The sequence below is a fragment of the Nonomuraea sp. NPDC004354 genome (assembly GCF_053602555.1).
In genome coordinates this window covers 37,756-49,201 of the sequence record NZ_JBSGDV010000024.1, presented here as the reverse complement: position 1 = coordinate 49,201, position 11,446 = coordinate 37,756, and the positions used below count along the sequence as shown (strand labels likewise).

The following is an 11,446-nucleotide window of genomic DNA, read 5'->3' as shown; positions in this document are numbered from 1 at the left end:
CCAGATCAGTGGTTGCCGTCGCGGTGCAGGCGGCGGAAGTAGACGTAGAGCTGCCAGCCGAGGCGGGGCCGCATCCCGGTGCCGTGACAGGCGCGGCAGGTGCGGTTCTTGCCGCCGAGAGCGCAGCGGCGGCAGACGCCCCACGGGGAGGCAAGACAGAAGCCGAGATAACCAAGAGTGACGAGTGGCAGGCACAGCACTAGCAGGACGATGGCGGTCGCCATGAGGGCCTCCAGGTCCGATTCCGGGGTTTGCGCAGGTCAGGGTCTAGGCGCTAGATCGCTGGTGGATAGGCGTTTCCGGCTCTAGGGGAGCCTCTAGACCTAGAGGGGTCGGCCTCTAGGTCTAGAGGCGATCCCGGACTCTACGAAGCCGCTCCACGGTCACGTTGGGTGATGGCGTTGGCGATGTCGTCGCGGGCGATGCCGATGCGGTTCGCGCCCTTGCCGCCGCCCTCCGGTGTGCCCCACACCTGCATGGTCTTGATGCCGTACGGCTTGAGCGCCGCCGTGAGCTGAGCCGTCCTCGCTCCGCCCTCCAGCGCCGCCCACGGCCCATAGACCTCGCTGCGGAGATCAGCCAGCCGGTCCACGACGATCTCGTTCCAGACCTTGGCCTCGGAGGGCGGAACCACGGCCAGGATGTCGGCCAGCAGGTCGTAGGTCGGGGTGAGCTGCTCGGGCTTCTCTCCGAGGCCGTGCCCGGACAGCGTCCCCAGCTCGACGCGCAGGGCATGAGCCCGATCGGCGATGCGCTGGGTGGCCGGGGTGTCGAGGTAGGCCGATCGGACCACCTTCGGCATCGGAGTCGCGCCCACCAGGTAGCCGATACCGGCGTCGGTCTCGGGCACGAACACCGTGGCGCGGACGCCGTTCTTGTAGGCGGACGTCCCGAGGATCATGTCGTTCTCGATCTGGCCGGCCACCCGCAGACAGAACCGGATCGACACGTTCGCCGAGATGCCGGTGGGCAGGCTGTCCTTGTCTGGGCGCTGGGTGGCCAGGATCAACACCACACCGAGAGCACGACCGAGCTTGATGATGAACTCGGCGTCGTCGCCGGCCTTGCCGCCGTACTCAGGATGCGCGAACAGGTTCTGGCACTCGTCGATGATGCAGACCAGCGGATGAAGCCCGAGAGATCGCTTGTCGGCGATCTGCCGGGTGACGCGCTTGTCCGGGCACAGATCAGGCGGCAGCGCCTTGAGCGCGCCCGAGCGGCGCATGACCTCCTTACGCAGCAGGGTCAGGGAGTCGGCGGCATAGGCGATGGCCTCGTCCTCGATCCCGGAGACGTAGCGGTGGCAGTTCTGCTCGTGCGGGTCCAGATCGCCGGTGCCCTTGAGCTCGTGGATCCAGCCCTCCACGGTCGGGTCGAGCAGCGCCCCCGAGGCCAGCACACGAACCGCGGCGGTCTTGCCCTGACCGGGCAGCGACCCGATCAGGATGTTGTGCTGGATGATCGGCACGACGATGGGACGTCCACGCGGGTCACTGCCGAAGGGGATGCCCTTGAACACGTCGTGGCTGCTCGCCTTGGCCAGCGGGGAGCGCACGACGGTCTTGGACAGGTCCTTGTCACCCACCCACAGGATCAGCCGTCCCTCGTGAATGGAGCTGTCGCCCTCGGGCCAGATGCACCCGAGCGGACGGCGCAACGCCGAGGCCATGCGGTCGCGCTTGTCCATCACATCGGCCACGGTCACGCCGTACGGCAGGTCGATGTCGGCCCGCCATCCCGGACCGTCGCGGGTGATCGGGGCGACGAACCGGATGGCGTCCTTCGGGTTCTTGGCGATGGCCTGGTTGATGCCGGCGATGCTGAGAGCGGTCAGCGCACGGATGACGATGTCACTGGTCAGCCGCTCCACGTTGGCAGGCACCACGGCGCGGTTGATGAGCGGCCGATCGGCGGGCTTGCCGATGACGCCGAGAGCGGCCAGGGCGACGGCGAGCGCCGTCCATTGCACGTGGGTCGGTTGGTCGGACACGACGATCGCGGCGATCAGCAGCGTCACGAGAGCGGCACCCGTGATCCAGACGCGCAGGCGGACGCGAGAGTCACGCTGCCTGCTCAGCTTGAGGTAGTTCTCCGGGTCCGTCTTCCGCACGGCGGCCAGCCGTACGGGCTCGCCCTCCAGGTCGAACGTCCAGCGGACCATGCCACCGACCAGGCGGACGAAGCCGCGCGGGGAGCGTACGGCCAGCCGTCCGCCGTACAGCGGCGCGCGGGCGAGCTGGTATCCGCCGACGTGCAGGTAGTGGAGACCCACCCACTTCAGCGTCTCGATCGCTTCGTCCGCCGACCGCAGCCACAGCGGCACGATCGGCTGGCGGGCGCGGGCCTTGGCCTCCAGGTCCGTCCGCCAGTCGGACCGGTCCGGTCCGGGCTGGTCCACGCGGACGATCTCGCCTTCGAGAACCGGTCCGTCCGCAGCGGCGGCGGCGGTCCGGTCCGCCTCTGCGGGACGGTCGGCGGTCGGTCCGTACGGGTGGCGTCCGGCACGGGCGGCGTCCAGGTGGACGATGTCCGCGTCTCTGCCGTCCGAACTGTCGTCGGGGTCGAAGTGGTCGTGCGTCATGATGAGGTCACCTCGTGGTCTTCGCGGTTGCGGGGTGGCGGGGCGCGGTCTGGTCTTGGCGGATGAGTCCGCGCCCCTGCTTGTGGCCGGAGACGGATGCGGGTCCGTCCGGTGGACGGCAGTGGCCGTCAGGCGGCCCGCCGCTGCTTCGGTACGGCTTCCGCAGCGCTGGCATTGGCCTCGCTCTTGAGACGGGCCAGCAACGCCGAGGCGCGGTCCGAGGACATCGACCGGCCGGTGTCGCGAACGGCCTTCAACAGCCGGTCACGGGTCAACGGGAGACCTCGGCCCGCCAGGTCGGCGGCGATGCTGCGGCCGATCGGCATGAGGTCATCGATACCGGCGACGGTCCGCTTGATCGTCTTGAACGGCTTTGCCGCACGTGGCGGTGTCTCGGGCTGGGGGCCGGCTGACGTGGCCGCGGGTATGTCGCCGGCCTGCTCGGCGGGCGATTCGGCGGCTTGCGTCGCATCGCGGGCAAGCAGGTGACCGAGAGCGGCACCCATGCCCAAGACCAGCACCGGCAAGACGGAGACGGCCGCCGTGATCGAGTCCGGCGCCTTGGCCTGAGCGGAGATCTCCAGCAGGTGATAGGCGACCTGGCCGAGCATCCCCAGCGCCAGCGACCCGATGGCCGACCACTTGGCGAACGTCCGCGTGGTGTCGCTGACCTGTCCGCCGGCCTTCAGCCACGCGCCCAGGGCGTACGCGGCATAGGTCTCCACGCCGATCGGCAGCGTGATGGCCGTGTTGATCTGGAAACCGTCCGCGATGCCGGGCAGTGGGGTGACCATGCCGAAGCCAGTCTTCTCCCCCAGCCCGACCCACCCGGACCAGGTGGCCACAGCGGCGGGCAGGGCGAGAAGCACCAGCATCGTGTTCCTCTTCATCACGCCACTTCCGCCCGGTACTCGGCGAGTTCAGCGGCGGTACGGCCGGCCCAGATGCCAGAGGTGGGGCGGACCCGGAGCGCGTAGAGCTCGCAGAGCTGCCGCGCGGGGCAGCCGGCGCAGACGTCGCGGGCGACGTCCTCACGCGCGGCGCGCTGGTCGGCACTCTCGATCGTGTCGATCGGCCCGGTGTGCAGCTCCGGGTCATAGACGCACTCAGGGAGCAGAATCTCCCCTTGCGTCCGCCACGGCGTTCCGATCGCCATGCGCGAGGGGTGGATGGAGCGATTTACGCGGTTGAACTTACGGGTCATGATGGTGTTGCTCCTTTTACCGGGAGTGAGGGGCGGCCTGCGTCTTGGCGGATGGGGGCCGTCCCTCTTCGTGTGTGGTGGGTCTCAGCCGAGGTGAGAGGCGAAGGTCGCAATGGCCTCGGCGATCTTCATGAGGGCGTCCAGGGCGCTCGTGGCGAACTCGGCCGCCTTGGCGGGCTCGCGGACGATGAAGAACAGAGCGCCGATACCGAGCAGGGTCGGCATGATGCGGCGGGACTGCTGCGTCGGGATCATCATCGGTTTCCTCCAGGTCGACCGCCCGTGTAGGGGGCGCTACACGATCGACCGTATAGGCCCCCCTGCACGATCGTCAAGGGGGTACTACACGCGTGTTGTCTAGTCCCCCCTTGACGAAGCGTCTACGCTGATGGGCATGACAGATGAAGGCGTGAGCGAGGCGGTCGAAACTGCGCTTGCTGACCTCGGGCGCGCTTTCGAAGCGGCAGTGGTTGCGATCGACGCAGAGCCCGATCCCAACCGTGCGTACGGCGGAGCAACGGAACTCGTGGAGACGCTCAGGCGGCTCATCGAAGCCTCTGGAGATCATCGCGCGCTTACCGCCGCCCGCATCTTCGAGCAGGAGCGGATGTCGCTGGCCGATCTGGCCGGCCGCATCGGAGTGTCGAAGGCACGAGCAGCCCAGTTGATCAAGACGGCGAAGGACGCCACCGATCAGCGTGGAACCGCGACGAAGGAGACTCAGTGAGCGAGCGCACCGAAGTTCGGGTAGAGGTCTGGCCGGTCTCGGCGGACCCCACCGGAATTTGGCTGATCAGCGGGAGCGACGCGTGGCGCTCCTCGGCCATCCTTCAGGAGAGCGACCCGCACACGGCTGTCACTGACCTCTTGGAGGCGAACAAGGCCGCTTCGGGCGTGAAGCTTCTGCACTCGACTTCCTGGCGCGCCGATGGCCAGGCCGTCATCCTGACCTATGTCGCGGTCATCGACTGCCTGGACTACGTCCGCGACCAGTGGTCCGAAGCGAAGCCGATCAGCCCGGCCCTGACCGACGTCGTCGGCAAGCCCATCGAGGTCGAGGCGACCGAGGCGCCGATTCCGCGGTACATAGACGTTCTCCTGCACGGAATGCGCCACCTGCAGTTCCTGCTGCAGACCGACTCCTCGGCTCGTGACGCGTTGTGCGACACGTGGCGGCAGCACCTTGCGGCCTTCCGTCCTGCGCTGGCCGGGATGTACGACCACAAGCGCGGCGAGGAGCCCATCACCATCGCCGATGGACAGATCGCTTAGGGGCAGGCATGGCTGAACACTCCGAGCATCAGCGTCGGGCGTACGAACTGCTGGGCGTACTCCTGGAGCGGGCCGCCCGCGAGGACTTGCCGGTCATCGCCTGGACCGTGGCGAGCGCCCAGTCCGAACCGATACTCGCCGGGCACTGCGAGGCGGTCGACCCGATTCAACGACAGGACGACTTCGAGGCCTGGCGGTCAGCCCTCGGAGCGGAGGCATGGCCGAACGGCATCAAGCAGGACTACGGCATTCGCCTCCACGCCTCTGCGGTGGATCAGGCGACGGGCGTGACCGTCACGCTGGCCGCAGAGGTCCGCAACGACGAGATGTGACACGGGAACGTCGTCGCACAATCCGCAGTAAGCCTCCAGAGGAGCGATCTTCTGGGGGCTTACGGCTTTCAGTCAGGCGTCGCCCGCGCTCAGCGCAATCACGCAGAACTCCGCAGAATCAGATCGCGTCCGCTGCGCCATCACTCGCAGGCTGAGGCGCGGCCACGAAGGTCCCCTTGGCCGGCAGGGTCACGACCAGACCACGTTGACGCAGCTCCTCGATCGCACGGCGAGCCGTACCGAGCGCGACCCCGTACTCCTCGGCCAAGGCACGCTCTCCCGCGAGACGGGCATTCACGCGCAGCTCGCCCGCCTCGATGCGGGCGGCGATGTGATCGGCCATCGCCGCGTAGACGTAGACCGCACCCTCAGGGTCGAACGGCGGGATGCCGTGCTCTTCTGCCATAACAGCAACCTAGAACGGCCCTGAGCTGCACATACACATAGGTAGCGGCATGCTGCTGCATACCGCTCTATACCGCGTTATCCTGAGCGCATGAGAGTGCCAGGTTTCTCGCGCATCACTCTCGACCTGAATCAGGGGCAGGCCGAGGCATTCGCTCAGTCGATCCAGAAGGCGTATCCAGACTGGCTCATCGAACGATCCGAGGGCATCTGGTGGGCCACCGGGGCATGTTGGGAGCCCGGCTGCACCTGCAAGCGGACGATCCACCACTACAGCCCTCTCGGGCTCGTCGTCCTCCTTGCCAGCGCGAACGGCGAAGTGTCCTGATGTGGACCACATCTGACGACTTCATGGAGCGCTTCGCGCTGGTCATCAGCGGTATCGGACCTTGGTGTCTCGTCGAGCGCCAGGCCGACACCACCGTCTCGCAGGCCGTGACCGCCGTGTGCGGACGCACCGCCAGGGTGGGCAACCGCTTCGGCCAACTGTTCACCTGGCGCGTCGGCGATTCCGTCTGCAAAGAGTGCGCCGGCCGCATCGCTCGCGCGAGACACCCCTGAGCGGCGCGGCGGCGAGCGCCCCGTCCTGCCCACGCCCATCCCAAAGGACGGCCCGTGTCGCGACTCGCCGCCGCGCCCACCACCCGCAGTTGTCCCGCCAACGGTTGATCAGGGAGCACTCGTGGAGGAACCTTCCGACATCACGGGCCTGGACGCTGCTCTGTTCGCGCTCAGACGCGCATATCAGGAGGCAGTGCGGCAGATGCGGGCCGAACCCGACCTGCACGCGGCCTATCTGATCGCCACTCGCCTGGCCGAGCAGGTACGCGAAATGGCCGATGACGCCGCCCTAGTGAGAGCCGAGGCCGCGCTGCGCATCCAGGCGGCAGAGTCTTTCTCGGTGTCGGAGCTCGCCGCCCAGCTCGGGCTGTCCAAGGCCCGAGCTGGGCAGCTCGTCCGCGCGGCCCGTCGCGGGCAGCAGCCCGCCGAATCTGCGTAGTTCTGCTGGATTCTGCGGACAACACCTTGGCGACGGGCTCCGACTCCACTGACCTGTCCAAAGCCTCACCAGGGCCATTCTGCGGATTGTGCAGATTCGGCGAGGTTTCGGTTGGCAGACTATTCGAGCTCCGCCGGCTGAGGTGATGGGCTTCGGTTCACCCTCACGTGCGTGGGGAGCGCTGACGCGAACGTCGTCCCGCTGCACAAGCACGAGGTTCACCCCATGTGCGTGGGGAGCACGAGCTGAAGGCCGCCAAGCAGGAGATGCGCGCCGGTTCACCCCCGCGTGCGTGGGGAGCACCTGCGCAGCCAGTACGGGCAGGCCAAGCCCTCCGGTTCACCCCCATGTACGTGGGGAGCACACCCTGGTCGGCGCGCAGATCAGCGCAACGGACGGTTCACCCCCACGTGCGCGGGGAGCACCTCACCTCATGGTCCACGTGAAGCTTGATGCGCGGTTCACCCCCACGTGCGTGGGGAGCACTATCTCGGCGTGATCAAGAGCCTGTCCATCGACGGTTCACCCCCACGTGCGTGGGGAGCACCTGAGCCCTGCAGAGCAGCAGTCGGGAGCCGACGGTTCACCCCCACTTGCGTGGAGAGCACGGCAGGTGCGCGGGCCGATGGGGTTGGCGAGCGGTTCACCCCCACGTGCGTGGGGAGCACCGCTCGCCGCACGTCACCTCGTACACCTCGACCGGTTCACCCCCACGTGCGTGGGGAGCACCATCTCGACACGGTCGACCTGGCGATGCGGGGCGGTTCACCCCCACGTGCGTGGGGAGCACCGGACAGGCGCCGGGGTAGGCGGTCCCGCTCTCGGTTCACCCCACGTGCGTGGGAAGCACGGCGACGACCGGGGCATGGACAACAACAACATCGGCTCACCCCCACGTGCGTGGGGAGCACGTCTCTGACTTCATGGATAAGGCGTATGACGTCGGTTCACCCCCACGTGCGTGGAGAGCACATCTCCACGCAGTTGTCCCCCTGGCCGGAGTGTGGTTCACCCCCACGTGCGTGGGGAGCACGTCGGCGCGGCCGTGACACCAATGTTGTAGTTCGGTTCACCCCAGGGCGTGGGAAGCACTCCCCTATCTCGGCCTCCAGCTCGGCGTACGCCGGTTCACCCCACGTCCGTGGGGAGCACTTCAGCGAGCAGGCAGCGCCGTTGGCCACGTACGGTTCACCCCCACGTCCGTGGGGAGCACACGAAGCGGCTGTTCAAGTCCGGCGTGTCGATCGGTTCACCCCCACGTCCGTGGGGAGCACGCTGACGACACCATCGCCGGGTGGTCGACGTGCGGTTCACCCCCACGTCCGTGGGAAGCACGGGGTCCGGCCATGGACGAATAGATGTCCGGTTCACCCCCAGATCCGTGGGGAGCAGATCAGATCGGCACCGATCGTCCCCGCTGTGATCGGTTCACCCCCACGGACGTGGGGAGCGCGCCGCTTCGCTGCGATCTTGCGTCCGAGTGAAGGTTCGCCCCCACGGGCGTGGGGAGCACGTGTCGGGGTCGGCGTTGATCTGCCGCTCAGCGGGTTTGCCCCCACGGGCGCGGGGAGCACACTTCGCGACCTGCAGCTGCACGGTGCCGATGGACAATTTTCAAGCAGCATCCACAGCTGAGACGAGCGCTTCCGTTCGCGACAAACCTTCACGTTCGCCTGTTCGCCGAGAAATGTCAGCATGACTCTACATTGGGATCGCATGCCATTGACGATCAACAATATGATGCGATCTTCCGAGACTTCTCAGGAGGCGCTCGTTGGCCAACGAGACCGCGTCGACTTGGCTTGAACCAACGGACCGACTCGATTTACGGGCACCATGGGGCAAAGCGGGCAGCGAAGAAAATACCCACCCGTTGATCTGCCATGCCCTCGACACTATGGCGGTGGCAGAGTTGCTCATTGAGAAGATGTTCAGCCCATGGCTGCGCAACGAGCTCCGCTCGGCGTTCGCGCCGATTGGCGGTGCAGGTGCTTGGCTCGCCTTTCTGGCCGGCCTGCATGACCTAGGTAAACTCTCTCCGGCCTTTCAAGCGTTGCGTCGTGACCTCGCAGTCGCATTGATGGGTGAGCCAGCGGCCAGCGAACTCCGGAAGATGCCTGACCCGAAACTATTGGGCCAGCGTGTGGACGTCCCGCACGGCGTACTCACCGTCATCCACATGGAACGGATCATGCTCCAATGGGGCGCCACCCGTCACGCTGCCGGAGAGATCGCCTATGCCCTTGGCGGGCATCATGGCTTCATTCCTCGAGCTGCGACAGTCAACGAGGCTCGTAAGAAACATCGCGATCACGGCGGTCCGCTGTGGGCTCACTGGTGTGCCGAAATGGTTGACGAGCTCCTCCGTTTGCGTGGACTACAGCTACCGGAGCCTGCGGCCTGGGCCGAATTTCAGGTCGACCTGCGGGTCGTCGTCGCGCTGTCCGGTCTGACGTCGGTGAGCGATTGGATCGCCTCCGACACCACGAATTTCCCCTACGCAGGAGCCTCTGTAGATCTCAGCGAATACGTCGTAACCACACGACGGCAAGCCCGCCAAGCCGTTGATCGGCTCAACTGGACCGCATGGCAGGTGCCCGCAGACGTCAGCTTCGCCGGTCTGTTCAAGGCCACACCGCGCCCTGTGCAGGCCGTGGTGGAGGCGCTGGGGGACAGGTTCGATGAGCCCACGCTCCTTGTGGTGGAGGCGCCTACCGGTGAGGGAAAGACGAAGGCGGCGCTACAGGCTGCGGCACGTACAGTTCGCGCGGCCCGAGAGTCCGGCCAAGAGCAGGGGCTGTTCTTCGCGACCCCCACGAAGGCGACAGGCAATCAGGCCTACCGTGAGATCAAGAGCATGCTCGAACTTCACCAGCCAGGTCTGGCGGTGCGGCTGTTGCACGGCAGCGCGGGCGAGTTCTTGGCCGCCGAGGCCCTCGCGACGCGCGACGAAGGTGCGGTGCGACCGGTGGGTGTAGGGGAAGATTCGGACTCCTCCGCTCAGATAGACGCACGGGAATGGTTCACCCACAACAAAGGACTGCTGGCAGCGCTAGGCGCCGGCACGTGGGACCAGATGTTGATGGCTGGGATCCGGTCCAAGCATGTCTTCGTGCGCTTGGTCGGGCTGTCCGGCAAGGTCGTGGTGATCGATGAGGTGCACGCGTTCGACACCTATACCTCGACATTGCTGGATCGGGTGCTGCAATGGCTGGGCTTTATGGGCGTATCGGTGATCTTGTTGTCGGCGACCTTACCCGCACATCGTCGAACACAGCTGATTTCCAGATGGCGCGAAGGGCTCGGCCGAGCTCGCCAGGACGTCAGCGCGCGTACGACCGAGCTCGTCTATCCCCGTGTCACCTGCGCCACGGCCGAGGACGTCGCTGTAGTGCCGGCTCGGGCCAGTGGCCTGAACGCCGACCGGCGGATGCGGCTCTCCTTCGTATCTGACGACGAGCTTGTCGACTGGCTGCTGAGAACGGTTCGCGACGGCGGATGCCTGGCCGTTGTGCACAACTTGGTTCGCCGCGTCGAGCACACGCACACCAAGCTCGAGGAAGCGATCCAGAACCTTCCTGAAGGACAGCGGCCCCATCTGTTCTCCATCACGGGCCAGATGTCCGACAAGGCGCGCTACGAGGTTGAGGAGGAGCTGCGCGAGTTGTTCGGCCCACCCAACAAGACCGAGGCCAGCAATTCGCATCGCCCAACACGAGCCATCGTGGTGGGGACACAAGTACTGGAGTCCAGCCTGGATCTGGACTTCGATGCCTTGGTGAGCGACTTGGCGCCGATCGACAGCTTGATCCAGCGAATGGGGCGAGTGCAACGACACGGAACGGTCCACCGACGGTTCCCTCATCTGTCAGAGCTCTCTATGGTGATCGCCGGTGTTCAGGACACGATGCAAGGGCCGGTGCTCCCGCCCTACACCGGCTCGGTCTACCCGCGGACGCTCACCTGGCGCACCTGGGCGGTGCTTAAAGACAGGACCAGCATCCAGTCCCCAGCACAGGTTCCGGAGCTGATCGAGCAGGTGTATGGCGAGACACCAGTGGAGTACCCGCAGGGGTGGAAGGACACCGAGACGGCCGATGAGCAACTGACCCGCAAGAAGGACAATGCATCCGCCGATGTGCGGATCATCTATGTACCACCCCCTGCCGTCGGCCGTTCGCTGAAGGACTTGACCGCATTGGCTACCTACGCAGGCAGGACGCGCGGAGAGAGCGGGCGGAATGAGCGAGCATGACGCTTCCCTGGAGCTCGTCCAGGTGATCGCCGAGGTGGTCGTGCTGCATGCCACGTCTGGCGGTCTGCTGCCTACTGAAGGCCACACTCCCATCGAGCTGACCACAAGCGAGCCGCCCCTTTCTCTCGACGTCGTCGGGCAGCTGCTGGACTCTCGGGCACGCCTGAACGCTCCGGAGGTGCCCTACGGGCTTATCGACGTGATCGAGCGGCAGCCGGTCCCGGCCGCTTTCGCCGACCACTCTTGGCTGAGCCGGTATCGGCCGCTGGTGTTCACCCGGGACCGGTGTGTGATTGGCGGATATCGCCTGCGTTACTCCCGCCGGTTCGGCATTCTGCTCGACGAGCAGGAAGATCCTGCTGCCCGGCACGGGCAGCAAACTGGCCGAGCCTGACCC

At 66.5% G+C, this 11,446-nt stretch carries 14 protein-coding genes and 1 CRISPR repeat array; of the genes, 8 read left to right on the top strand and 6 right to left on the bottom strand.

Features of this window, described 5'->3' with window-relative positions:
* Positions 1-5: 5 nt before the first annotated feature.
* From ACWENQ_RS40355 to ACWENQ_RS40335, 5 genes are all read right to left on the bottom strand, one after another.
* Positions 6-224, bottom strand: a complete 219-nt coding sequence (locus ACWENQ_RS40355) for a hypothetical protein (RefSeq protein ID WP_452419010.1) — start codon at positions 222-224, stop codon at positions 6-8.
* A gap of 140 nt (positions 225-364) precedes the next feature.
* Positions 365-2,581 carry a cell division protein FtsK gene (locus ACWENQ_RS40350; protein WP_452419008.1) on the bottom strand — a complete coding sequence of 739 codons (2,217 nt, stop codon included), beginning with the start codon at positions 2,579-2,581 and terminating at the stop codon, positions 365-367.
* A 128-nt stretch (positions 2,582-2,709) separates the two neighbouring features.
* Positions 2,710-3,456: a hypothetical protein gene (locus tag ACWENQ_RS40345; protein ID WP_452419007.1), complete on the bottom strand. Its 747-nt coding sequence runs from the start codon at positions 3,454-3,456 to the stop codon at positions 2,710-2,712.
* Between the two features lie 14 nt (positions 3,457-3,470).
* Positions 3,471-3,785 (bottom strand): WhiB family transcriptional regulator, encoded by a 315-nt coding sequence (locus ACWENQ_RS40340; protein ID WP_452419005.1) that lies wholly within the window; start codon positions 3,783-3,785, stop codon positions 3,471-3,473.
* 84 nt (positions 3,786-3,869) lie between these two features.
* On the bottom strand, positions 3,870-4,043 hold the full coding sequence (locus tag ACWENQ_RS40335; RefSeq protein ID WP_358144652.1) for a hypothetical protein: 174 nt from the start codon (positions 4,041-4,043) through the stop codon (positions 3,870-3,872).
* Positions 4,044-4,179: 136 nt separating this feature from the next.
* On the opposite strand from ACWENQ_RS40335, the gene ACWENQ_RS40330 reads away from it, so the two are divergent.
* From ACWENQ_RS40330 to ACWENQ_RS40320, 3 genes are read left to right on the top strand one after another with little or no spacing between them, the layout of a single operon-like run.
* A complete protein-coding gene (locus tag ACWENQ_RS40330) occupies positions 4,180-4,512 on the top strand; it encodes a hypothetical protein (protein ID WP_452419004.1) in 333 nt (110 codons plus the stop codon).
* Entirely contained in the window at positions 4,509-5,057 is a 549-nt protein-coding gene (locus ACWENQ_RS40325) for a hypothetical protein (RefSeq protein WP_452419002.1), read from the top strand. Before ACWENQ_RS40330 ends, ACWENQ_RS40325 begins: the two co-directional genes overlap by 4 nt.
* A gap of 8 nt (positions 5,058-5,065) precedes the next feature.
* The gene (locus ACWENQ_RS40320; RefSeq protein ID WP_452419001.1) at positions 5,066-5,389 is read left to right on the top strand and encodes a hypothetical protein; all 324 of its coding nucleotides are present in this window, start codon (positions 5,066-5,068) and stop codon (positions 5,387-5,389) included.
* A gap of 118 nt (positions 5,390-5,507) precedes the next feature.
* Here the strand turns inward: ACWENQ_RS40320 and ACWENQ_RS40315 are convergent, their stop codons facing one another.
* A complete protein-coding gene (locus ACWENQ_RS40315) occupies positions 5,508-5,795 on the bottom strand; it encodes a GntR family transcriptional regulator (RefSeq protein ID WP_452418999.1) in 288 nt (95 codons plus the stop codon).
* 90 nt (positions 5,796-5,885) lie between these two features.
* Here ACWENQ_RS40315 and ACWENQ_RS40310 point away from each other — a divergent pair, with 90 nt between their 5' ends.
* From ACWENQ_RS40310 to ACWENQ_RS40290, 5 genes are all read left to right on the top strand, one after another.
* Positions 5,886-6,122, top strand: a complete 237-nt coding sequence (locus ACWENQ_RS40310; protein WP_452418997.1) for a hypothetical protein — start codon at positions 5,886-5,888, stop codon at positions 6,120-6,122.
* Between the two features lie 23 nt (positions 6,123-6,145).
* Entirely contained in the window at positions 6,146-6,355 is a 210-nt protein-coding gene (locus ACWENQ_RS40305; RefSeq protein WP_449930611.1) for a hypothetical protein, read from the top strand.
* 121 nt (positions 6,356-6,476) lie between these two features.
* Positions 6,477-6,794, top strand: a complete 318-nt coding sequence (locus ACWENQ_RS40300; protein WP_452418996.1) for a hypothetical protein — start codon at positions 6,477-6,479, stop codon at positions 6,792-6,794.
* A 274-nt stretch (positions 6,795-7,068) separates the two neighbouring features.
* Positions 7,069-7,585: direct repeats of the CRISPR family, unit length 30 nt; unit sequence CGGTTCACCCCCACGTGCGTGGGGAGCACC.
* 983 nt (positions 7,586-8,568) lie between these two features.
* The gene (gene cas3 / locus ACWENQ_RS40295) at positions 8,569-11,049 is read left to right on the top strand and encodes a CRISPR-associated helicase Cas3' (RefSeq protein ID WP_452418994.1); all 2,481 of its coding nucleotides are present in this window, start codon (positions 8,569-8,571) and stop codon (positions 11,047-11,049) included.
* Positions 11,036-11,443: a hypothetical protein gene (locus ACWENQ_RS40290; RefSeq protein ID WP_452418993.1), complete on the top strand. Its 408-nt coding sequence runs from the start codon at positions 11,036-11,038 to the stop codon at positions 11,441-11,443. Before cas3 ends, ACWENQ_RS40290 begins: the two co-directional genes overlap by 14 nt.
* The last annotated feature ends 3 nt before the right edge of the window (positions 11,444-11,446 follow it).